The sequence below is a fragment of the Streptomyces krungchingensis genome (genome assembly GCF_054729265.1).
Genome location: NZ_JBPUKY010000001.1, coordinates 6,983,307 through 7,005,881, shown reverse-complemented (window position 1 = coordinate 7,005,881; position 22,575 = coordinate 6,983,307). Strand labels below are relative to the sequence as shown.

The following is a 22,575-nucleotide window of genomic DNA, read 5'->3' as shown; positions in this document are numbered from 1 at the left end:
CCTAGGACCTAGGCGTCCCTATTCGGGGCTTACTTCGAGCGCGTGGCCGACCAGGGCCAGCAGGGTCTCCACGACCGAGATCCGGCGACGCGCGTCCATGATCATGACAGGTATGTGCGGAGGCACCGTGAGGGCCTCGCGCACGTCCTCGGGCTCGAACCGCTCGCTGCCGTCGAAGTGGTTGACGGCGACGACGTACGGCAGTCCGCAGCTCTCGAAGTAGTCCAGTGCGGGGAAGCAGTCCGACAGGCGACGGGTGTCGGCGAGGACCACCGCGCCGATCGCGCCGCGCACCAGGTCGTCCCACATGAACCAGAACCGCTGCTGACCCGGCGTACCGAAGAGGTAGAGCACCAGGTCGTCGTCGAGCGTGATACGGCCGAAGTCCATGGCCACGGTGGTGGTCAGTTTGTCCGGCGTACCGGTGAGGTCGTCGGTTTCCTCACTGGCCTGTGTCATCAGCGCCTCCGTCTGGAGGGGCTGGATCTCGGAGACCGCGGTGACCAGCGTGGTCTTGCCCACGCCGAAGCCGCCCGCGACGACGATCTTGGTGGCGATCGGGGCGCGGGTGCGGTCCGTCTGCCAGGCCTGCAGATTCTCCTCTTCGTCGAGGAGAGGGGCGACGCCAGGGGCGGCGTCAGAGACGACGGAGTCCACTCAGCACCCTTTCCAGCAGAGCGCGGTCCGGCTGTCCCGGGCCGTGACCTGTTCCGTACACGCGGATCTTTCCCTGGTCCGCCAGGTCGCTCAGGAGGACCCGGACCACGCCGAGCGGCATCCTGAGGAGGGCGGCGATCTCGGCCACCGTCCGCATCCGGCGGCAGAGTTCGACGATGGCACGCATCTCGGGCATCACCCGGTGCGCGGGCCGGCCGTCGGTGAGTTCCTTGCGCTCCTCAGGAGCTTCCAGCGCCGCCACGAACGTTTCGACGAGCAGGACGTGCCCGAAGCGGGTCCGGCCGCCCGTGAGCGAATAGGGCCGTACGCGGGCGGGCTTGCGATCGCCGCCGCGCACCGGGAGCCGGGCGGCGGCGGACGAACTGCTCGACGTACTCATCGGGTACTCCCCATCGAGTCGGACTCAAGGGATTTTCGGAGTTCACTGCGCAGTTCGGGGGTCAGCACATGTCCGGCACGGCCCACGAAGAGCGCCATGTGGTACGCCACCACGCTCATGTCGCAGTCCGGCGAACCGTGCACCCCGAGCAGCGAACCGTCGCTGATCGACATGACGAAGACGCTGCCCTCGTCCATCGCGACCATCGTCTGCTTCACCCCGCCGGCGTCCATCAGCTTGGCGGCGCCGATGGTGAGGCTGCCGATGCCGGAGACGATGGTGGCGAGGTCCGCGGAGGATCCCTTGGGGCCGCTGGGGCGCTCCGTGTCCGCCGTCCGGGCCTCGGCGTTCCTGCCGGGGTCGGAGGAGAGCAGCAGCAGACCGTCGGAGGAGACGACCGCGACCGACAGGAGTCCCGGCACCTCCTCGACGAGGTTCGTCAGCAGCCAGTGCAGATTGCGGGCCTCACTGCTCAGGCCGAAGGTACTGGGCGCGGTCAACTGCTTGCCTCCTCGACGGTGCCCCCCGATGTTTCTGCGTCTCGCGCGTTGAGCGTCTGTGGCGCGTCGGTCTCCGTGGTGCGTTCGGCGATCTCCGCCTCCACGTCGCGGCGGCCCTCGACGGCGCCCCGGTGGAAGCCGCCGAGCCTGCGCCGCAGTGCCTCGGCGTCCACACCCCCGGTACGCGGGCGCGGGGCCGGGGCGGGCGCGGAGATCTTCGGCGTCCGCTTGGGCAGGCCCTTGTCGGTGATCCGCGGGGTCTCGTCCGGGACCCGCTCGTGGGTGTCCGGGCCTATGGCGTACGGGTCCGGGGCTGCCTCGGCGGTTCCGTCCGCGTCCTCGGCGGTGCCGGCGGGGCCGGTGAACCGGGGGGCCGTTCCCGTGGTCCGGGAGGTCTCCGCCCGGGGCTCGGACACCGGCTCGGACACCGGCTCGGTCTCCGGCTCGGGTGCCATCGGACCGGGCTCCGGCGCGAGGGCCGCGGTCTCCGGCGCTCCGGTCCCGGGCGTGGCCGGTCCGGGCGTGGCCGGTTCCGGCGCCGCCGGTTCGGCCGGGGGGAACGGGAGCAGGAGCTCCATCGTGGTCTCGGGTGCCGACGTGTCCGCGAAGTCCGCCTCGGGCGCGGTCCGGGGCTCGGCCTCGCGCCGGGGTCCGGGCACGCGGTGCGGCTCGGCGGCGGCCGGCGCCTCGGGTGCCTGCTCCGGCTCCGGCGTCCGCTCCGGCTCCGGAGCGACGGCGTCCTGCGACAGGTCGGTGGCCCGCAGCAGGTCGGTGTCCTGCATCCGGCCGGTGTCCTGGGGCTGATCGGTGTCCTCGGGCCTGGGTTCGGTGTCGGCCTCGCGGACGGCCGCCTGGGCCGCGGCGATCAGCGGGTCCTCGTCCCCGGCGGGGTCCGAGGCAGTGAGCGCCGCACGCCCCCGCAGCACGTTGGAGTTGGCCTCGGCGTCCGCTCCGGGGAGGGTCACCGAGGGGGCGCCCCCGACGTGCCGTGCGGTCGTGGGGACGGCCGCGGAGGGCGCGGCGGCGAGCAGTGCCTTCGGGAGGACGGCCACGGCGGCGACGCCGCCCTGCTTCTGCTCGCGCAGCTGCACCCGCACGCCGTGCCGGTGCGCGAGCCGCGCCACCACGTACAGGCCGAGTCCGAGGCCCTCGCCGCTCTCCTGGTCGTACGTGTCCTCGGGGTCGAAGGCGGCGAGGCGGTCGTTGAGCTGGGTCATCCGCTCCGACGTCATGCCGATGCCCTCGTCCTGCACGGAGAGCATCACCTCGCCGCTCTCCAGGAGCCAGCCGGAGACCTCGACGGGGAGGTCGGGCGGCGTGAACGACGTCGCGTTCTCCAGGAGTTCGGCCAGCAGGTGACTCATGTCGTCGGCGGCGAAACCGGCGATGTGGGCGTGCGGCGGCAGCGCGGCGATCCGGACACGCTCGTAGCGCTCGATCTCGCTGACCGCGGCACGGACGACGTCGACGAGCGGGACCGGGCCCGCGTGGTGCTGGACGTGCTCGGCGCCCGCGAGGACCAGCAGGTTCTCGCTGTGCCGCCGCATGACGGTGGCGAAGTGGTCCAGCTTGAAGAGCGTGGAGAGGCGGTCCGGGTCCTGCTCGCGGTCCTCCAGGCCCTCGATGACGCCGAGTTGACGCTCGACGAGGCCGAGCGTGCGCAGCGCGAGGTTGACGAAGGTGCCGTGGATGGTGCCGCGCACCTGCTCCAGGTGGGTGGCGGCCTCGGCGAGTTCGCCGCGCAGCCGGTCGCGTTCGTCGGCCATCAGCTGGCGCTGGCCGATGAGGTGCTTGCGGTCGCCCTCGAGGGTGGCGAGTCGCTCGTGGAGTCCGGACGCGTGCGCGTGCAGCGCGTTGACGGAGCGGACCACCTGGGCGAACTCGTCGTTGCGGCCGGTGAACTTGACCGGTTCCTCGGTGCCCGGGTCGGCGGCGAGCCGGGCGGAGCCCAGACGCAGCACGGCCAGCGGGCGGGTCAGCGAGCGGGCCATGGCCATCGAGACGCCGACCGCGACGAGCAGCAGCGTGCCGATCAGCGCGATACGGATCTCCAGCGCGGTGACGTCGTCGTCACGCAGCTGTTCGAGGTCCTCGGTGCGGTGCTCGTTGAGGGAGGCCTCCGCGCCGCGCATCAGCTCGATACGGGCGGACAGCGCGGCGTCCAGCTTCTTCACGGACGTGTCGAGTTCGGCGCCGGACAGCGTCGGCTGGTCGGTCAGGCGCGCGAGGTACCGGTCGGCGGTGCCGACGTCGGGTCCGGTGACCGTGGAGTCGTAGGAGGCCTTGGCGCTCTTCGGCGCCGTCTCCCGGAAGTCCGCGAGGGCCGCGTCCGAGCGGAGGCGGGCCTGCTGGGCCGCCGCGCTCAGCGCGTCCCGCTGCTTGGTGTCGGCGGCCGACGACGTGCTGGTCGTGGTCGGCAGACCGGTGGCCGGATCGATGACCGTCTGCGTGGAGCGCGGGACACCGAGGGCCGCGAGGAGCAGGCCCCGGGCGGCGGCGGACTGCTGGACCGCGGAGTCGAGTTCGGCGAGGGCGTGCGCGCCGGAGCCCGCGCGAGGCGGCAGCTGGTCGGCCAGGTCCTCGGCGAGGGCGTGGAGTTCGGTGATGGCGGCGGAGTACGCCTGGTGCGCTTCGAGGGCGGTGCTCTTGCCGGTGAGCGCGGACCTGCGCAGGGCGGAGATGCCGTCGAGGTCCTTCAGGAGGGTCGCGGGCGCGTCCTCGTCCGCCCGCAGCTCCTCGACCTGCCGGTCGACCCGGGCGCTGCGCTGCTCCGAGGGCGCCTTGTCCTTCGGCCGGCCCGCGGCGACGTAGGAGGTGACCTCGTCGCGCTCGTCGGCCAGCGAGTGCGCGAGGGTCAGCGCCTGCTGGGTCCGCTGGGCGAGCGTCACGAGGTTCTGGGAGTCGTTCAGTTGCTCGGAGGCGGCGAGCACGGTCGGGGCTCCCGCGCCGGCGATGGCAGCCGCGACGACCGCCACGGCGACGATCAGCCGGTTGCGTACGTGGGCGCGCCTCCCCCGGCCCGCCGAGTCGGCGCCGTCGCCGGTGGCGGCCCCTGCCGATGGGCCCGCGGGCCCCGAGGGCCCGGTGGCCGTCTGCTTGCCTGTGCGCCTCGGCCGCGTCTTCTGCACCGGTGCTCGCATTCCTGACTCGTTAACCCATGGGCCCGGGTGACATCCCGTCAACTGCGGCGTCCGCCCGGTACGGCCCCGACCCTCCCAGTGCCGGTGGGCAGTGGTCCCGCATCATCTGACCCGCCACTCGAAGGAGTGAACCCCGGACGGGAGTTGGCGGGCAAGTTCCTCCGGCGCCCGCCGACGCCTCGTGCGGCGGGCCGGTTGGACGTCGGCGACGCCCTTTGGCAGTATTCGCCGCCACGCATTCCCGGAGTCGATCATTCCATGCCAAACCCGGCGCCTGAACTGCTGGTCCGCAGGTGTTCGGCAACCGATGTCGCCCTTTCATGGGCCTTGTGAAGGGCTCGTGCAGACTGGCTGGATGCGCACTGAACTCGTCTCGGAGCCGGGCGACCCGGGCCGCCCCAATGAGGACTTCGCATCGGTCGGACTTCCCGCCTCGGGACAAGGGGGTTCACTGGTCGTCCTCGACGGAGTGACACCTCCCCAGGGGGAGTACGGCTGTCTGCATTCCGTCTCCTGGTTCTCCGCCCGGCTCGGCGGCGCCCTGACCGAACTGTCCGTTTCGCTCAGGGATTTGACCCTGAGCGAGGTCCTGTCGTGTGCCATTCGGAGGGTGGCCGAGACCCATGCCGACACATGTGACCTTTCTCACCCGCGCACGCCCCAGGCAACCGTGGTCCTCGCCCGGTGGTCCGCGACCGAGGTGGAGTACCTGGTCCTCTCGGACTCGGCCCTGCTGGTGGAGTCCCACGCCGGCGAGGTGACGGCGCTGCTGGACGACCGGTTGTCCCGCCTGCCGCGCGCCTCCCTCGCCACGGACACCGTCGCCGACGCGACCGTGCGCAACAAGGAGGGCGGCTTCTTCACGGCGGCCGCGGATCCTTCGGTGGCCTCCCGCGCGGTGACGGGCACACTGCCGCGGGACTCCGTCCGCGCCCTGGCCGCACTCACGGACGGCGCCACCCGCTGGACGGAGAAGTTCCGCGCGGGCGGCTGGCCCGAACTGCTCGGCCTCGTGCGGAAGGAGGGCGCGCAGGCCCTCGTCGACCGCGTACGGGCCCTGGAGGCCGCGGACGCGAAGGAGCGGGTGCATCTGCGCCGCAGCAAGACGCACGACGACGCGACGGTCGTGTACGTGGAGCTGTGAGCGGGGCCGGGCGGGCCCGCGGGCGGGGTGCGGGGCCCGGGCCAGGCCGGACCGCGGGCGGGGTGCGGGCCCCGGGCCGACCCGGGACAGCCCTCAGCGCTGCTCCATGCCCGTGTTCAGCTGGTGCAGCAGACGGGCGAGTTCGGCGACCTCGCGGGGGTCCCAGTCCGCGAGCTGGCGGACGTAGCGCGCCCGGCGGGCCTCGCGGACCTTGCGGAAGCGTTCCCGCCCCTCGTCGGTGAGGTGGACGAGCCAGGCGCGGCCGTCGGCGGGGTCCGGCTCGCGGCCGACCAGGCCGAGGTCTTCGAGGGCCCGGAGCTGCCGCGACATCGTGGCCTTGCCGACGCCGATGTACGCGGCGAGTTCCGTGGCGCGCTGCCGGCCGCACTCCTCCAGCCGGAACAGCAGCCCGTACGCCGAGGACTCCAGGTCGGGATGGACCTCCCGGGCCATCTCGCCGGAGGAGGCGCGGGCGCGCCGCAGGAACACCGTCAACTCGCGTTCCAGTGCCGGGAATTCCTGGTCCACACCACTTCCCGACGCCGCGGATTCGACACGCTGCCCGCCGCCGTTTCCGTTGTCGTGCACGTCAGCACCCCTGACCCGGTTTCCCGATCCTGAAAGTTTCCGCCAGAACTCGCCATTGCCGCAGCTCCGTCAGTATTTCGCAGGCGTAGACCAACGGCAGCCTCCGGCCCCTCTTCCCACGCCGCGCTCTACGTGCGTAGCTTCTTTACCAGGCACTTACTGGCATGCGCACGCCACTCCAGGTCGACGAAGACCTGACTCCCCAGTGCCACGGCGGCGCGCATGCCCGCGCACTCCCCCCACCGAGCTCCACCGAGCCCTTCGGAGGCACGCACATGCCCGTGCACAGATCCGGAACGGCCCACCGCCTGCGTCTGCTCGCGGTAGGAATCCTGCTCGCCGCGTTCTCCTCGCTCAGCACACTCCCCTCGTCCGCCGCCGACACCCCGGCGCGGGGCACCGCCCGTATGGGCATGGGTGTCGTCGCGCACGACGGCCAGGGCGGCACCCCCAACAGCGGCGACGCCACCCAGACCGAAGGCGTCGACGTCTCCGGCCATCAGGGCAACGTCGCCTGGTCGACCCTGTGGAACAGCGGGGTCAAGTGGGCCTACACCAAGGCGACCGAGGGGACGTACTACACGAACCCGTACTTCGCCCAGCAGTACAACGGCTCGTACAACATCGGCATGATCCGCGGCGCGTACCACTTCGCGACCCCCGACACGACGACCGGCGCCACCCAGGCCAACTACTTCGTCGACCACGGCGGCGGCTGGTCCCGTGACGGCAAGACGCTCCCCGGTGTCCTCGACATCGAGTGGAACCCGTACGGCGCCGCCTGCTACGGCAAGACGCAGAGCGCGATGGTCAGCTGGATCAGCAGCTTCCTCGCCCAGTACAAGGCCCGCACCGGCCGGGACGCCGTGATCTACACGGCCACCAGCTGGTGGGTCGACTGCACCGGCAACTACGGCGGCTTCGCCTCGGCGAACCCGCTGTGGATCGCCCGGTACGCCTCCGCGCCGGGCACCCTGCCGGCGGGCTGGTCCTACTACACGATGTGGCAGTACACGTCGTCCGGACCGACGGTGGGCGACCACGACAAGTTCAACGGAGCGCTCGACCGGGTGCAGGCACTCGCCAACGGCTGACACCGCGGGCGGACATGGGGAAGGCCCGGGCTCCCTCACGGACCCGGGCCTTCCCGTACCGGACGCACCGGCGGCGGCCGTCACGCCACCACCGGTGCCTCCGGGGTCATGCCGCGAGCGGTACCCGCGGGCTCGCGCCGTTCGTCGCCGGGGCGAGGGCCAGTTCGAGGACCTGGCGGACGTCCGTGACGGCGTGGACGTCGAGCTTCTCCAGGACCTCGGCCGGGACGTCGTCCAGGTCGGCCTCGTTGCGCTTCGGGATGATCACCGTGGTGACACCCGCCCGGTGCGCGGCGAGCAGCTTCTGCTTCACGCCGCCGATCGGCAGCACCCGACCGGTCAGGGAGACCTCACCGGTCATCGCCACGTCCGTGCGGACCAGCCGGCCCGACAGGAGGGACGCCAGCGCCGTCGTCATGGTGACGCCCGCGCTCGGCCCGTCCTTGGGGACCGCGCCCGCCGGGAAGTGGATGTGCACACCCCGGTCCTTCAGGTCGCCGACCGGCAGTTCCAGCTCGGCGCCGTGGCTGCGCAGGAAGGACAGCGCGATCTGCGCCGACTCCTTCATCACGTCGCCCAGCTGACCGGTCAGCGTCAGCCCGGCCGCGCCCGTCTCCGGGTCGGCGAGCGACGCCTCCACGAACAGCACGTCGCCGCCGGCGCCCGTGACGGCCAGACCGGTCGCCACGCCGGGCACCGCGGTGCGGCGCTCCGCCGGGTCCTGAGCGGACTCGGGCACGTGGTGCGGCCGTCCGATGAGACCGCGCAGGTCCGCCTCGGTCACCGTGAACGGCAGCTCGCGCTCACCCAGTTCGTGCTGGGCCGCGACCTTGCGCAGCAGCCGCGCGACGGCCCGCTCCATGTTGCGCACGCCCGCTTCCCGCGTGTACTCGCCGGCCAGCTTGCGCAGCGCACCCTCGTCGAGGGCGACCTCGTCCGGCTTGAGACCGGCCCGCTCCAGCTGGCGCGGGAGCAGGTGGTCCCGGGCGATGACGACCTTCTCGTCCTCGGTGTAGCCGTCGAGGCGGACCAGCTCCATACGGTCGAGCAGGGCCTCCGGGATGGCTTCGAGCACGTTGGCCGTGGCCAGGAACACCACGTCGCTGAGGTCGAGTTCGACCTCCAGGTAGTGGTCGCGGAAGGTGTGGTTCTGTGCCGGGTCGAGCACTTCGAGCAGGGCCGCGGCCGGGTCGCCGCGGAAGTCCGACCCCACCTTGTCGATCTCGTCCAGCAGGACCACCGGGTTCATGGACCCGGCCTCCTTGATGGCACGGACGACACGGCCGGGCAGCGCTCCGACGTAGGTACGCCGGTGGCCGCGGATCTCCGCCTCGTCCCGGACGCCGCCGAGGGCGACACGGACGAACTTGCGGCCCATCGCGTGCGCGACGGACTCGCCGAGCGAGGTCTTGCCGACGCCGGGCGGGCCGACGAGGGCGAGCACGGCACCGCCGCGACGTCCGCCGACCACTCCGAGACCGCGCTCGGAGCGCCGCTTGCGCACGGCGAGGTACTCGGTGATCCGCTCCTTCACGTCCTCCAGACCGGCGTGCTCGGCGTCCAGCAGCGCCTTCGCGCCCTGGATGTCGTACTGGTCCTCGGTCCGCTCGTTCCACGGCAGCTCGAGGACGGTGTCGAGCCAGGTCCTGATCCAGCTGCCCTCGGGCGACTGGTCACTGGACCGCTCCAGCTTCTCGACCTCCTTGAGCGCGGCCTCACGGACGTTCTCCGGAAGATCGGCGGCCTCGACGCGGGCACGGTAGTCGTCGGACTCGTCCTCGGCGGACTCGCCCTTCAGGTCGCGCAGCTCCTTGCGCACGGCCTCCAGCTGGCGCCGCAGCAGGAACTCGCGCTGCTGCTTGTCCACGCCCTCCTGCACGTCCTTGGCGATGGACTCGGCGACATCCTGCTCTGCGAGGTGCTCGCGGAGCTGCTCGGTGGCCAGCTTCAGCCGGGCGACCGGGTCGGCGGTCTCCAGCAGCTCCACCTTCTGTTCGATGGACAGGAACGGGGAGTAACCGGAATTGTCGGCAAGGGCGGAAACATCGTCGATCTGCTGTACGCGGTCCACGACCTGCCAGGCGCCGCGCTTGCGCAGCCAGCTGGTGGCGAGGGCCTTGTATTCCTTGACCAGGTCGGCGACCCGGCCGGGCAGGGGCTCGGGCAAGGTCTCGTCGACCCGGGTGCCCTCCACCCACAGTGCGGCACCGGGGCCCGTCGTCCCCGCGCCGACCTTCACACGCCCGCGCCCGCGGATCAGCGCGCCCGGGTCGCCGTCGGCCAGGCGGCCGACCTGCTCGACGGTGCCGAGCACGCCGGTGCCCGCGTACGTCCCGTCGATCCGTGGAACCAGCAGCACCTGCGGCTTGCCGGGCGTCGAACGGGCGGCGGCCTGGGCGGCCTCCACCGCGGCGCGTACATCGGTGTCGTTCAGGTCCAGCGGAACCACCATTCCGGGCAGCACAACCTCGTCATCGAGCGGCAGCACGGGCAAGGTGAGCGGTGTGGACGTCGAAGCCATGATCTCCCCTTCGGCAGTCAAGTTGAGCTATGCCGACTCAATGCTGGGCGCGCTCCGATTGTTCCCCGGGTTCCGTTCGCTGTGAGCGATCGCTCATTTCCGGGCCCGGCCCGGGGGCCCGGCGGGGGCCGTTCGTCCGGAGAGTGCCTGGTGAGGCCGGTGGTCGACGCCGGGCGAGGACCATGGTCCCGATCAGGCGAGGGCCGGGGCCGGCGGCACGGGCGCCTCCGGTGCCGCCCGTGCGCGCCGCACCAGGGGCCAGGTGGCGATCCCCACGGCGAGGGCCATCAGGTGCCCCCACTCGGTCATGGGGTCGGTGAAGGCGATCAGGTCCGCGACCAGCATCGCGCCGAAGCCGGTCAGGAGCGGCAGGCGCAGCCACGGGGACAGCAGTCCGGCGAGCGCGCCGGCGCTCGTGGCGACGCCGAAGCTGATGCCGTAGTCGAGGCGGTGCAGAGAGCTGCCGGGCAGGTGGCCGGCCAGGACCGCGAGACCGACGGGCACCTCGGTGGCCAGCGTGGCGGCCATGTGTCCGAGCAGGAAGACACCGGCCGCGCGCAGGCCGCCGGTCCGCCGCTCCAGCGCGGTGAGGACGAGGAGGAAGCCGATCGCGTACGGGGAGGTGATGCCGCCGGCGATCCACAGGGCGCTGGCGATCAGCACGAGCATCGGGTGCACCGCGAGGTGTGCCACGTCCGTGCTGGAGCCCTGGTGCAGCGCGTGCACGAGAGAGGGGTCCGCGTGCCCTGCGGCGACCGAGACGGCCGCCAGGACGACCGCGTACGTGAAGGTGAAGGGCGTACCGGCGGGCGTGGGGAACAGTTCCCGCAGTTCCCAGAGGCGCGGGGCTCGGACCGGTGCCCCAGCCCCGTCGACCGCGGCCTCTGCCGCAGCCGGTTCCGTCGCCGTCGCGGTCGGCGCGTCCCGTCCGGGCGCCCGGGCCGGGACCGGCGCCGACGCCGACGCCGACGCCGCACGGTGGCCGGCGCGCTGGTGGGGCAGGCCGTCGAGCACGTCGCCGAGGGGTGCGCCGGCCTCCGGGTGGGCGAGCGCGGTGTCGGCCCGCTCTGTCGTGCTCCGTTCCACGGCTGTGCTCCGGTCCACGGTGCGGCGCTCCTTCCGTCGCACCCCACCCTTCGCGTCCCGGGCGCCCCTGTCCATGACCGTCGCCACGCGCGGGCCCGCCGACCGCACGCCCCTCGGCGTTCCGCGCGAAGTCCCGGCCCGCGGGGTCACCGGGGCCGACCGCCGGGACCGACCGCCGGACCGGGTGGCCCGCGCCCCGCCGGGACACGTTCGGATGAATCCCGCGGGCGGCCCCGGCGGGCTGCCGCGCCGGAGGGGGCGCCGGCACCCCTCGCCGGAGGGTCCGGCGCCGGGCGTGCCCCGCGGGCACCGCCCCGGATACAAATATTCGGATGCCTGTCCCGGCGGACCTGCCAGGATGGGCGCCATGACCACCTCGTACGACGCTCCTGTAGTCATCGACCGCAGCGAGGGCCCCTACGGCGAGGTCGTGCTGCGGCGACACGGTGCGCTGCTGCAGATCATCGCCAACGGATGCTTCCTGATGGACACGTCCGACGGCCGCTCGGAGCGTCTCCTCGTCGACGCCGCGTACGACGCCCTCGACGGGCGCCGGGATCCGGACGTGCTCATCGGGGGTCTCGGCGTCGGGTTCTCGCTCGCACACGCCGCCGCCGATCCGCGCTGGGGGCGCATCACCGTCGTCGAACGCGAACCCGCCGTCATCGGCTGGCACCGGGCCGGTCCCCTGGGCGAGTTGTCCGCGGCGGCCCTCGCCGACCCGCGCACGGACATCGTCGAGGCCGATCTGCTCACGTACGTCAATGAGACATCCGACACGTACGACGCGCTCTGCCTGGACATCGACAACGGGCCCGACTGGACGGTCACCGAGAGCAACGAGGGGCTGTACGCGAACGCCGGACTGGCAAGCTGCGCAAGGGTTTTGAAGCCCGGCGGAGTGCTCGCGGTCTGGTCGGCCCAGCCCTCTCCGGAATTTGAAGGAACCTTGCGGAATGCCGGGTTCCAACGGGTGCGTACCGAAGAGATCCCGGTTGCCCGGGGCGTTCCGGACGTCGTGCATCTCGCGGTCAGGCCTGGATAGCCGCGGCACGGTGACTGCCCGTACTCTGCTTCCCTGACGCGGATCATTCAAGCGTCAAGCGCAGTCATGGGATCACCCCACGGATTCCGGAAAGCACACCTCAGGGGCGGGCGATGGAGCAGACACACACCTCCCAAAACGGCACGGCGGCGACTCCGGGCGCTCAACGCCGGGTGCTGGTGGTCGAGGACGACCCGACGATCGTCGACGCCATCGCGGCCCGCCTGCGTGCCGAGGGATTCCTGGTGCAAACCGCGGGCGACGGCCCGGCCGCCGTCGACACCGCCGAGGCCTGGCAGCCCGACCTGCTGATCCTCGACATCATGCTGCCCGGCTTCGACGGCCTGGAGGTCTGCCGTCGCGTGCAGGCCCAGCGCCCGGTGCCGGTGCTGATGCTCACCGCGCGCGACGACGAGACGGACATGCTGGTCGGGCTCGGCGTCGGCGCCGACGACTACATGACGAAGCCGTTCTCGATGCGTGAGCTGGCCGCCCGCGTGCACGTCCTGCTGCGGCGGGTCGAGCGCGCCGTGGTCGCGGCGTCGACGCCGCGCAGCGGCATCCTGCGGCTCGGCGAGCTGGAGATCGACCACGCGCAGCGCCGGGTTCGGGTCCGTTCCGAGGACGTGCACCTGACGCCCACCGAGTTCGACCTCCTGGTCTGCCTGGCGAACACCCCGCGCGCGGTACTCTCGCGCGAGCAGCTGCTCGCCGAGGTGTGGGACTGGGCGGACGCTTCCGGGACCCGCACCGTGGACAGCCACATCAAGGCCCTGCGCCGGAAGATCGGCGCCGAGCGGATCCGCACGGTCCACGGTGTCGGCTACGCGCTGGAGACCCCGACTCCCTGAGCCGGGTCGTCGGGACCTTCGAGGGGGCTGATGTGATGAGCGGGCTCGGTCAGCGCGGAGCCGGCCGGCGCGAGTTCGGCCGGCACGAGTTCGAAGAGCGCAGGAGCGTGAGCCCCTGGGGCGGCCTGCGGCCCTTCTCGATCAAGACGAAGCTCGGCACGCTCGTCGTCGTCTCCGTGTTCATCACGACCGGGCTGTCGATGATCGCGGTGCACACCAAGACCGAGCTGCGCTTCATCACGGTCTTCTCGATGATCGCCACGCTGCTGATCACGCAGTTCGTGGCGCATTCGCTCACCGCGCCGCTGGACGAGATGAACGCGGTCGCCCGGTACATCTCGCACGGCGACTACACGCGCCGGGTGAGCGACAACCGCCGCGACGAGCTCGGCGACCTGGCCGAGACGATCAATCTCATGGCCGACGAGCTGGAGGCCCAGGACCGCCAGCGCAAGGAGCTCGTGGCGAACGTCTCGCACGAGCTGCGCACCCCCATCGCGGGTCTGCGCGCCGTCCTGGAGAACGTCGTGGACGGCGTCTCCGCCGCGGACCCCGAGACGATGCGTACGGCCCTGAAGCAGACGGAGCGGCTGGGGCGGCTCGTGGAGACGCTGCTGGACCTGTCGCGGCTGGACAACGGCGTGGTGCCGCTGCACATGCGGCGCTTCGAGGTCTGGCCGTATCTGTCGGGCGTGCTCAAGGAGGCCAACATGGTCTCCTCCGCGCGCGCGGGCATCGCCTCGGGCTCCGGCAGCCACACGCGCACCGACGTGCATCTGCACCTCGACGTGTCCCCGCCCGAGCTGACCGCGCACGCGGACCCGGAGCGGATCCACCAGGTGGTGGCGAATCTCATCGACAACGCGGTCAAGCACAGTCCGCCGCACGGCCGGGTGACGGTCAAGGCGCGGCGCGGCGACTACCCGGAGTCGCTGGCCCTGGAGGTCCTGGACGAGGGTCCGGGCATCCCGAAGTCGGAGTGGCACCGCGTCTTCGAGCGGTTCAACCGGGGCGGGGTGCCCGCGCCGCACGGTCCGGGCAGCGACGGCGGCACGGGACTGGGCCTGGCGATCGCGCGCTGGGCGGTCGATCTGCACGGCGGCCGGATCGGTGTGGCCGAATCTCAGCGGGGTTGCCGGATCCAGGTCACCCTTCCGGGGCTCCCCTCTCTGCCAAGTTGACGTAAAGTTCGAACCGGAGCCGCAAGATCCATCCGTGTCGGCGCTGGCGGACACGTGTGATCAGGCAGAGGGCCGCGTGAGGACTGCCGCGACCCTGAGTCGCCGTACCCATTCCGTACCGGAACCTCGCTTGTTTCCCGCCATTTCCATGCCCGAAACACGCTTTCCGATGTGACTTACACGACGTTGGACGGGCCCGGCCTGACCTTCTCGGCCATGGGGGCGTAGCCTTTATTTCCGCTGTCCATCACCTTGTGAAGCGGAAGAGGGCGGTTGCCGCCGTGTCGCCACAGTCCCCCAGTAACTCGAGCATCTCCACCGACGACCAAGCCGGGAAGAACCCCGCTGCTGCGTTCGGTCCCAATGAGTGGCTCGTCGACGAGATCTATCAGCAGTACCTCCAGGACCCGAATTCGGTAGACCGTGCCTGGTGGGACTTCTTCGCCGACTACAAGCCGGGGGCGGCTGCCGCCTCGGCTCCGGCGGGTACTGCGGCCGCGGGGGCCGCAGGGACCACGATCACGCCGGCTCCGGCCGCTCCCGCGGCCCCTGCCGCGCCCGCCGCCGCCGCGCCCGCGGCTCCGGCCAGGACCGCTCCGGCGGCTCCCGCGCCCGCTCCCGCGGCCCCGAAGCCCGCGGCCGCCGCCCCGGCTCCCGCGAAGGCCGCCGCCAAGCCGAAGGCCGCCGAGGCCACCGCGGCCGCCGGAGGCCCCGAGCTCGTCACGCTGCGCGGCCCCGCCGCCGCGGTCGCGAAGAACATGAACGCGTCCCTGGAGCTGCCCACGGCCACGTCCGTGCGCGCGGTCCCGGTGAAGCTGCTCTTCGACAACCGCATCGTGATCAACAACCACCTGAAGCGTGCCCGGGGCGGGAAGATCTCCTTCACCCACCTCATCGGCTACGCGATGGTGCAGGCCATCAAGGCCATGCCGTCGATGAACTACTCCTTCGCGGAGAAGGACGGCAAGCCGACCCTGGTCAAGCCGGAGCACGTCAACTTCGGTCTCGCCATCGACCTGGTGAAGCCCAACGGCGACCGCCAGCTCGTCGTCGCCGGCATCAAGAAGGCCGAGACGCTGAACTTCTTCGAGTTCTGGCAGGCCTACGAGGACATCGTCCGCCGCGCCCGTGACGGCAAGCTGACGATGGACGACTTCACCGGTGTCACGGTCTCCCTGACCAACCCCGGCGGCCTCGGCACCGTCCACTCCGTGCCGCGTCTGATGCCCGGACAGTCGGTCATCATGGGCGTCGGCTCCATGGACTACCCGGCGGAGTTCCAGGGCACCTCCCAGGACACCCTGAACAAGCTCGGCATCTCGAAGGTCATGACGCTCACGTCGACCTACGACCACCGGGTGATCCAGGGTGCCGCCTCCGGCGAGTTCCTGCGCATCGTCGCGAACCTACTGCTCGGCGAGAACGGCTTCTTCGACGAGATCTTCGAGTCGCTGCGGATCCCCTACGAGCCGGTCCGCTGGCTCAAGGACATCGACGCCAGCCACGACGACGACGTCACCAAGGCCGCCCGTGTCTTCGAGCTGATCCACTCCTACCGGGTCCGCGGCCATGTCATGGCCGACACCGACCCGCTGGAGTACAAGCAGCGCAAGCACCCCGACCTGGACATCACCGAGCACGGGCTCACCCTGTGGGACCTGGAGCGCGAGTTCGCCGTCGGCGGCTTCTCCGGCAAGTCGATGATGAAGCTGCGCGACATCCTCGGTGTGCTGCGCGACTCGTACTGCCGCACCACCGGCATCGAGTTCATGCACATCCAGGACCCGAAGCAGCGCAAGTGGATCCAGGACCGCGTGGAGCGCCCGCACGCCAAGCCCGAGCGCGAGGAGCAGCTGCGCATCCTGCGCCGGCTGAACTCCGCCGAGGCGTTCGAGACGTTCCTGCAGACCAAGTACGTCGGCCAGAAGCGGTTCTCCCTGGAGGGCGGCGAGTCCGTCATCCCGCTGCTCGACGCGGTGATCGACTCCGCGGCCGAGTCGCGCCTGGACGAGGTCGTCATCGGCATGGCCCACCGCGGCCGCCTGAACGTCCTCGCGAACATCGTCGGCAAGTCGTACGCGCAGATCTTCCGCGAGTTCGAGGGCAACCTCGACCCGAAGTCGATGCACGGCTCCGGCGACGTGAAGTACCACCTGGGCGCCCGGGGCACCTTCACCGGCCTGGACGGCGAGCAGATCGCCGTCTCGCTGGCCGCGAACCCGTCCCACCTGGAGACGGTCGACCCGGTCATCGAGGGCATCACCCGCGCCAAGCAGGACATCATCAACAAGGGCGGCACGGACTTCACGGTCCTGCCGGTCGCCCTGCACGGTGACGCGGCCTTCGCCGGCCAGGGTGTGGTCGCCGAGACGCTCAACATGTCGCAGCTGCGCGGCTACCGCACGGGCGGCACGGTCCACATCGTCATCAACAACCAGGTCGGCTTCACCGCCGCCCCGGAGTCGTCGCGCTCGTCCATGTACGCCACCGACGTGGCCCGCATGATCGAGGCGCCGATCTTCCACGTGAACGGCGACGACCCCGAGGCCGTCGTCCGCGTCGCTCGCCTGGCCTTCGAGTTCCGCCAGGCGTTCAACAAGGACGTCGTCATCGACCTGATCTGCTACCGCCGCCGCGGACACAACGAGTCCGACAACCCGGCGTTCACGCAGCCGCTGATGTACGACCTGATCGACAAGAAGCGCTCGGTGCGCAAGCTCTACACCGAGTCCCTGATCGGTCGCGGCGACATCACGCTGGAAGAGGCCGAGCAGGCGCTGCAGGACTTCCAGGGCCAGCTGGAGAAGGTCTTCACCGAGGTCCGCGAGGCGATCTCGGCCCCGGCCGAGGCGCACGTGCCCGACCCGCAGGCCGAGTTCCCGGTGGCCGTGCAGACCGCGGTCTCCCAGGAGATCGTGAAGCGGATCGCCGAGTCCCAGGTCAACATCCCCGACCACGTCACGGTCCACCCGCGTCTGCTGCCGCAGCTCCAGCGCCGGGCCGCGATGATCGAGGACGACACGATCGACTGGGGCATGGGCGAGACCCTCGCCATCGGTTCGCTGCTCCTGGAGGGCACCCCGGTCCGCCTGTCGGGCCAGGACTCCCGCCGCGGCACCTTCGGCCAGCGCCACGCGGTGCTGATCGACCGGGTCACCGGCGAGGACTTCACCCCGCTCCAGTACCTGTCCGACGAGCAGGCCCGCCTGAACGTCTACGACTCGCTGCTCTCCGAGTACGCGGTCATGGGCTTCGAGTACGGCTACTCGCTGGCCCGCCCGGACGCGCTGGTCATGTGGGAGGCGCAGTTCGGCGACTTCGTCAACGGCGCGCAGACCGTCGTCGACGAGTACATCTCGGCCGCCGAGCAGAAGTGGGGCCAGACGTCCGGCGTCACCCTGCTGCTCCCGCACGGCTACGAGGGCCAGGGCCCGGACCACTCCTCGGCCCGCATCGAGCGCTTCCTGCAGCTGTGCGCGCAGAACAACATGACGGTCGCCCAGCCGACCCTGCCGTCGAACTACTTCCACCTCCTGCGGTGGCAGGTGCACAACCCGCACCACAAGCCGCTGGTGGTCTTCACCCCGAAGTCGATGCTGCGTCTCAAGGCCGCCGCGTCGAAGACGGAGGAGTTCACCACGGGCGCCTTCCGCCCCGTCATCGGCGACGACTCGGTCGACGCCTCGGCGGTCCGCAAGGTCGTCTTCTGCGCCGGCAAGCTGTACTACGACCTCGAGGCCGAGCGGAAGAAGCGCGGCGTCACGGACACGGCGATCATCCGCATCGAGCGCCTGTACCCGCTGCCGGGTGCCGAGCTCCAGGCGGAGGTCAACAAGTACCCGAACGCCGAGAAGTACCTGTGGGCCCAGGAGGAGCCGGCGAACCAGGGTGCCTGGCCGTTCATCGCGCTCAACCTGATCGACCACCTCGACCTGGCGGTCGGCGCGGACGTCCCGCACGGCGAGCGCCTGCGCCGGATCTCGCGTCCGCACTCCTCCTCCCCCGCCGTCGGTTCCGCGAAGCGGCACCAGGCGGAGCAGGAGCAGCTGGTCCGTGAGGTGTACGAGGCCTAGTCCTCGGAGCACGACAGCCCGAAGGGCCCGGTGCCCGATCCCCGTCCGCGGGGTTCGGCACCGGGCCCTTCGGGCTTTTCGCGCGCGGTCGCGGCCATCGGCCGCCGGGCGTCCCGGGGAGCCGCCCCGGCACACATGCGGAAGCAGCCCACCCTCTTGACAAGAAACTTGACTGAGGATGACCGCGACTGTTGAAATTGATGCATCGGGAAGTCGGTCGAGGAGACAGGACAGCGATGGGGGACGACAGCACAGTCGGCATCATCCTGGCCGGCGGCCGGGGGGAGAGGGCGAAGCCCATCACCCTGCAGTCCGCCGACTACATCCGCAGCAAGGCACTCATCCCGTTCGCCGGCAGACCGCTCATCGAGTGGATCGTCGAGTCCTGCCGTGACCAGGGCATCCGTTGCTTCTACGTAGTGGCGCAGGGAGCGGAGAACCGCAGTCAGATCAAGCTCGTCCTCGGCCACGGCGAGCGCTACGGCGTGGAGATCGACTACTCGCGGGCCCGCTTCGACCAGTACAACGTGGGCTCCGGAGCGGCCACGCTGCACAATCTGGAGCAATGGAACCTGACCGGCTCCGCGCTTGTCATGCCGGTTGACTCGCTGTTCGACTACTCGCTCGACGACCTGCGGGCCACCCACGAGGCGACCGACGCGGTGGTCACCGTGGCGGCCGTCCCCCGCACCCCGGAGGAGATCGCGGGGAAGTACGGCGTCATGCGGACCACCCGCGACGGCCTCGTCTCGGGGTTCCTGGAGAAGCCCCGACTGGGCCGCATCCACGAGGAGTTCGCCGGCGCCGGCCTTCCGTGGGCGTCGTCCACGCTGCCCACCAACGCCGGGATGTACCTGATCGACTGCGCCCGGCTGCGGCTCGCCGCGCGCACCCCCGAGCTGATCCGGCTCGCCCAGCAGCGTCTGGACTGGGGGCACGACCTGCTGCCCTGGCTGGTGGGTCACGATCAGCCGGTGGCGGTCGAACCCATCGCCCGCCTGGGCGACCTGGGCAGCATCGGCGACTACCTCGGCACGCTCGGCGAGGCCCTCAACGGCCTCTACCCGTACCTGAACCGCGCACTCGGCGACCCGCTCAGCGAGAAGCCGCGCTACTGGATCCACGAGACGAGCCTGCGCACCAAGGACAGCGTGAGCGGGACGACCCTCGCCCAGAAGATCGCCGAGGGCAGCGTCGTCCTCGGCCCCGGGGTGCGCATCGGCCGGCACGCCGAGATCGGCACCGGCGTCCACCTCCAGTACACGGACATCGGCGACGGTGTCGACGTCGCCGAGGGCGTACGGCTGGACCGGACCGTCATCGGGGACGGAGCCGTCATCGGCCCGCACGCGCACATCAGCGACTCCTACGTCGGCCCGATGGTCCAGGTGCAGTCGGACCGCCGTGCCCCGGTCCGGCTGGAACAGCACAGCGCGGTCGGGGACGGCGCGCACCTGTGGCCGGGCACCCGGCTGTCCGGGGTCAGTGTCTATCCGCGGCTGCGCGTCCCCGCCCTGTCGGGGGTGCCCGCCGGCACCCAGCTCACCAGCTCGGACGACGTGTTGCAGTGGATATGAAGCCTGCTCGGGAGAGTTCCGTGAAGAGTCCCATCGCCGTCATCGGCGGCACCGGCAGCGTGGGCCGGCTCGTCACACGCGAGCTGATGGCGCGGGGTGAGACCATCCGCGTCATCGGCCGCAGCACCCTGCGCGCCCACCGTCATCTGCCGCCCCTGGCCCAGTACTTCCTTGCCGACCTACGGCGGCCCGAGACCCTGCGCACCCCGCTGCACGGCTGCGGCGCCGTCGTCTACGCCGTGGAGCCGGGCCCCGACGCCCCGGGGGACTCCATGGAGACCGGGGTGGTCAACACGCTGGACGTGCTGCGGAGCGGGGCCGTCCCCGGGAGACCGCGGTTCGTCCTGCTCAGCCGTGCGGGCGAGGCCGCGGTGCGCGCGTCGGGGCTGCCCTGCACGGTGGTGCGGCCCGGCCGGCTCACCGGGCAGGACCTCGCCGAGGCCTGCGTCGAAGCCGTGTACAGCCCTGCCGTCTGAGAGTTCCGACCGGCCCGGTTCACCCCGGGCGTCACGCGACCAGCGCGACCGACCATCCGCACACCAGCGAGGCAGATGACCAGGGGTGACTCGACATCCCTGTCATGAGACCGGGGAGAGATCATGACCGAGGCGCCGGACATCACAGCAGGACGTCCGCAGCCGCTGGGCAGCACCGTGGACGCGGACGGCGTCAACTTCTCCGTCTTCTCGGAGCACGCGACACGTGTCGACCTGCTGCTCTTCGACCACTGCGACGACCCCGAGCCCTCCCGCACCGTCCAGCTCCACGCGGAGACCCACCGCAGCTTCCACTTCTGGCACTGCCACGTCGGCGGCATCGGCGCGGGGCAGGTCTACGCGTACCGCATGGACGGCCCCCATGACACGAGCAGGTCGGGCGCGCGGTTCGACCACCGCAAGGTGCTGCTGGACCCGTACGCCCGCGCCAACATCAACAGCCGCTGGGACCGCACCGCCGCCATCGGCCTGGAGGACAACGTCGCGCACTCCATGCGCAGTCTGGTCGTCGACCTCGACGACTACGACTGGGAGGGCGACCGGCCGCTGCGGCTGCCGATGGCGGAGACCGTCCTGTACGAGATGCACGTGCGCGGTCTGACCGCGTCGTCGACCTCGCGCGTGGCGAGCCCCGGCACCTTCTCCGCGGTCGTCGAGAAGATCCCGTACCTGAAGGAACTGGGCATCACCGCGGTCGAGTTGCTGCCCGTCTTCGACTTCGACGAGACGCAGGTGCTGCGCGTCGGCCCGGACGGCGAACGGCTGCCCAACTACTGGGGCTACGACCCCTACGGCTTCTTCGCGCCGCACACCGGCTACTGCACCTCGCCCCATCTGAACACGCACATCAGCGAGTTCAGGGACATGGTGAAGGCCTTCCACAAGGCGGGCATCGAGGTCATCCTCGACGTCGTCTTCAACCACACCAGTGAGGGCAACGAGTTCGGCCCGACCATCAGTTTCCGCGGCCAGGCCAACGAGGCGTACTACCACCTGTGGCCGCAGGACCGCAGCCACTACATGGACTTCACGGGCTGCGGCAACGCCGTCAACGCCAACCATCCCTTCGTCTCCAAGTTCATCGTCGAGTCCCTGGAGTACTGGGTCACCGAGCATCACGTCGACGGCTTCCGCTTCGACCTGGCCTCCGAACTGTCCCGCGGCGACAAGGGCTACGAGATGGCCGTGCCGCCCGTGCTGTGGGCGATCGAGCTGTCGAAGGTGCTCGCCGAGACGAAGATCATCGCGGAGCCCTGGGACGGCGGCGGGCTCTATCAGGTGGGCCGGTTCCCCGGGAAGCGCTGGTCCCAGTGGAACGGACCGTTCCGCGACGACGTGCGCCGCTTCGTCCGCGGCGACGCCGGACTCGTCGGAGAGGTCGCCAAACGGCTCGGCGGCTCGGAGGACCTCTTCGGCCCGCAGAACGAACTGCCCACCAACAGCATCAACTTCATCACCTGCCATGACGGCTTCACGCTCAACGACCTGGTGTCGTACGACCACAAGCACAACTACGCCAACGGAGAGGCCGAGGCCGACGGCGCGAACGAGAACTTCAGCTGGAACTGCGGGGTCGAGGGCCCCAGCGAGGAACACGACGTCGAGCGGCTGCGGGTACGGCAGATCAAGAACCTGCTGTCCGTGCTGATGCTGAGCCGCGGTGTGCCGATGCTGCTGGCCGGCGACGAGTTCCGCAACAGTCAGGGCGGCAACAACAACGCCTACTGCCAGGACAACGCGACGTCCTGGCTGGACTGGGACCAGGCCGAGAAGGAGCAGGAGACCAAGGACTTCACCCGCCGGATCATCGAGCTGCGCCGGCGCTACCGCACCTTCCGCGAGGCCCGGTTCTTCAACGGGCACCTCAACGCGCGACGGCTGCCCGACGTCACCTGGCACGGCACCCGGCTGGAGCAGCCCGGCTGGGAGGACACCAACGCCCGGGTGCTGGCGTGCACGCTCGGCGGGTTCGAGGGCGATCCCGACCTGCATCTGGTCCTGAACATGTACCACCTGGGGCTGGACTTCGAGCTGCCCCTGATACGCGGCCACCGGTGGCACCGCGTCCTCGACACGGCCTGCCGCGGACCGCACGACGTCCTCGCGGAGGGCCGGGAGGAGCCGGTCGACGGCCACTCCCTGCACGCGCACGGCCGCAGTGTCGTCCTCCTCGTGTCCCTGCCGGACGACACGGACGGCTCCCGGTGACGACCTGAGGGGG

General features: G+C 71.0%; 16 protein-coding genes. 9 read left to right on the top strand and 7 right to left on the bottom strand.

The window, feature by feature from the left end:
* Nucleotides 1–18 precede the first annotated feature (18 nt).
* Genes ACSYGO_RS30840 through ACSYGO_RS30825 form a run of 4 tightly spaced genes read right to left on the bottom strand, consistent with a single transcriptional unit; the run spans nt 19 to nt 4,697 of the window.
* The gene (locus ACSYGO_RS30840) at nt 19–657 is read right to left on the bottom strand and encodes a GTP-binding protein (protein ID WP_095936613.1); all 639 of its coding nucleotides are present in this window, start codon (nt 655–657) and stop codon (nt 19–21) included.
* Complete coding sequence (locus ACSYGO_RS30835; RefSeq protein ID WP_426679686.1) at nt 638–1,057, bottom strand: DUF742 domain-containing protein; 420 nt, start codon at nt 1,055–1,057, stop codon at nt 638–640. Before ACSYGO_RS30835 ends, ACSYGO_RS30840 begins: the two co-directional genes overlap by 20 nt.
* Complete coding sequence (locus ACSYGO_RS30830) at nt 1,054–1,557, bottom strand: roadblock/LC7 domain-containing protein (protein WP_426679687.1); 504 nt, start codon at nt 1,555–1,557, stop codon at nt 1,054–1,056. Before ACSYGO_RS30830 ends, ACSYGO_RS30835 begins: the two co-directional genes overlap by 4 nt.
* Complete coding sequence (locus ACSYGO_RS30825; protein WP_460388397.1) at nt 1,554–4,697, bottom strand: sensor histidine kinase; 3,144 nt, start codon at nt 4,695–4,697, stop codon at nt 1,554–1,556. The genes ACSYGO_RS30830 and ACSYGO_RS30825 overlap by 4 nt, the downstream gene beginning before the upstream one ends.
* A 355-nt stretch (nt 4,698–5,052) precedes the next feature.
* Here ACSYGO_RS30825 and ACSYGO_RS30820 point away from each other — a divergent pair, with 355 nt between their 5' ends.
* Nucleotides 5,053–5,841, top strand: coding sequence for a protein phosphatase 2C domain-containing protein (locus ACSYGO_RS30820; RefSeq protein ID WP_460388395.1), 789 nt, complete (start codon nt 5,053–5,055; stop codon nt 5,839–5,841).
* Nucleotides 5,842–5,934: 93 nt separating this feature from the next.
* On the opposite strand, the gene ACSYGO_RS30815 is transcribed toward ACSYGO_RS30820, so the two are convergent.
* Nucleotides 5,935–6,429 carry a MarR family winged helix-turn-helix transcriptional regulator gene (locus ACSYGO_RS30815; protein ID WP_345650423.1) on the bottom strand — a complete coding sequence of 165 codons (495 nt, stop codon included), beginning with the start codon at nt 6,427–6,429 and terminating at the stop codon, nt 5,935–5,937.
* A 275-nt stretch (nt 6,430–6,704) separates the two neighbouring features.
* Here ACSYGO_RS30815 and ACSYGO_RS30810 point away from each other — a divergent pair, with 275 nt between their 5' ends.
* Nucleotides 6,705–7,523, top strand: coding sequence for a lysozyme (locus ACSYGO_RS30810; RefSeq protein WP_095936607.1), 819 nt, complete (start codon nt 6,705–6,707; stop codon nt 7,521–7,523).
* A gap of 106 nt (nt 7,524–7,629) precedes the next feature.
* On the opposite strand, the gene lon is transcribed toward ACSYGO_RS30810, so the two are convergent.
* Together lon and ACSYGO_RS30800 are read right to left on the bottom strand one after the other, a co-directional pair.
* Nucleotides 7,630–10,044: an endopeptidase La gene (gene lon / locus ACSYGO_RS30805; RefSeq protein ID WP_426679690.1), complete on the bottom strand. Its 2,415-nt coding sequence runs from the start codon at nt 10,042–10,044 to the stop codon at nt 7,630–7,632.
* Nucleotides 10,045–10,236: 192 nt separating this feature from the next.
* The gene (locus ACSYGO_RS30800; protein WP_460389786.1) at nt 10,237–11,130 is read right to left on the bottom strand and encodes a rhomboid-like protein; all 894 of its coding nucleotides are present in this window, start codon (nt 11,128–11,130) and stop codon (nt 10,237–10,239) included.
* Between the two features lie 367 nt (nt 11,131–11,497).
* On the opposite strand from ACSYGO_RS30800, the gene ACSYGO_RS30795 reads away from it, so the two are divergent.
* From ACSYGO_RS30795 to glgX, 7 genes are all read left to right on the top strand, one after another.
* Nucleotides 11,498–12,175 carry a spermine/spermidine synthase domain-containing protein gene (locus ACSYGO_RS30795; RefSeq protein ID WP_426679691.1) on the top strand — a complete coding sequence of 226 codons (678 nt, stop codon included), beginning with the start codon at nt 11,498–11,500 and terminating at the stop codon, nt 12,173–12,175.
* A 113-nt stretch (nt 12,176–12,288) separates the two neighbouring features.
* Nucleotides 12,289–13,026, top strand: a complete 738-nt coding sequence (locus tag ACSYGO_RS30790) for a response regulator transcription factor (protein ID WP_028802127.1) — start codon at nt 12,289–12,291, stop codon at nt 13,024–13,026.
* A gap of 35 nt (nt 13,027–13,061) precedes the next feature.
* A complete protein-coding gene (locus tag ACSYGO_RS30785) occupies nt 13,062–14,207 on the top strand; it encodes a HAMP domain-containing sensor histidine kinase (protein WP_426679692.1) in 1,146 nt (381 codons plus the stop codon).
* Between the two features lie 281 nt (nt 14,208–14,488).
* Nucleotides 14,489–18,280 carry a multifunctional oxoglutarate decarboxylase/oxoglutarate dehydrogenase thiamine pyrophosphate-binding subunit/dihydrolipoyllysine-residue succinyltransferase subunit gene (locus ACSYGO_RS30780; protein ID WP_460388392.1) on the top strand — a complete coding sequence of 1,264 codons (3,792 nt, stop codon included), beginning with the start codon at nt 14,489–14,491 and terminating at the stop codon, nt 18,278–18,280.
* Between the two features lie 236 nt (nt 18,281–18,516).
* Nucleotides 18,517–19,857: a sugar phosphate nucleotidyltransferase gene (locus tag ACSYGO_RS30775; RefSeq protein WP_426679694.1), complete on the top strand. Its 1,341-nt coding sequence runs from the start codon at nt 18,517–18,519 to the stop codon at nt 19,855–19,857.
* Nucleotides 19,858–19,877: 20 nt separating this feature from the next.
* Nucleotides 19,878–20,333 carry an SDR family oxidoreductase gene (locus tag ACSYGO_RS30770; protein WP_426679695.1) on the top strand — a complete coding sequence of 152 codons (456 nt, stop codon included), beginning with the start codon at nt 19,878–19,880 and terminating at the stop codon, nt 20,331–20,333.
* Nucleotides 20,334–20,456: 123 nt separating this feature from the next.
* Entirely contained in the window at nt 20,457–22,562 is a 2,106-nt protein-coding gene (gene glgX, locus ACSYGO_RS30765; protein WP_460388391.1) for a glycogen debranching protein GlgX, read from the top strand.
* Nucleotides 22,563–22,575 lie beyond the last annotated feature (13 nt).

What these genes read in the sequence shown, in the direction of transcription:
- ACSYGO_RS30835 (WP_426679686.1), bottom strand. Translation starts at nt 1,057, where the DNA reads ATGAGTACGTCGAGCAGTTCGTCCGCCGCCGCCCGGCTCCCGGTGCGC.
- ACSYGO_RS30825 (WP_460388397.1), bottom strand. Translation starts at nt 4,697, where the DNA reads ATGCGAGCACCGGTGCAGAAGACGCGGCCGAGGCGCACAGGCAAGCAG.
- ACSYGO_RS30820 (WP_460388395.1), top strand. Translation starts at nt 5,053, where the DNA reads ATGCGCACTGAACTCGTCTCGGAGCCGGGCGACCCGGGCCGCCCCAAT.
- ACSYGO_RS30810 (WP_095936607.1), top strand. Translation starts at nt 6,705, where the DNA reads ATGCCCGTGCACAGATCCGGAACGGCCCACCGCCTGCGTCTGCTCGCG.
- lon (WP_426679690.1), bottom strand. Translation starts at nt 10,044, where the DNA reads ATGGCTTCGACGTCCACACCGCTCACCTTGCCCGTGCTGCCGCTCGAT.
- ACSYGO_RS30795 (WP_426679691.1), top strand. Translation starts at nt 11,498, where the DNA reads ATGACCACCTCGTACGACGCTCCTGTAGTCATCGACCGCAGCGAGGGC.
- ACSYGO_RS30790 (WP_028802127.1), top strand. Translation starts at nt 12,289, where the DNA reads ATGGAGCAGACACACACCTCCCAAAACGGCACGGCGGCGACTCCGGGC.
- ACSYGO_RS30785 (WP_426679692.1), top strand. Translation starts at nt 13,062, where the DNA reads ATGAGCGGGCTCGGTCAGCGCGGAGCCGGCCGGCGCGAGTTCGGCCGG.
- ACSYGO_RS30775 (WP_426679694.1), top strand. Translation starts at nt 18,517, where the DNA reads ATGGGGGACGACAGCACAGTCGGCATCATCCTGGCCGGCGGCCGGGGG.
- glgX (WP_460388391.1), top strand. Translation starts at nt 20,457, where the DNA reads ATGACCGAGGCGCCGGACATCACAGCAGGACGTCCGCAGCCGCTGGGC.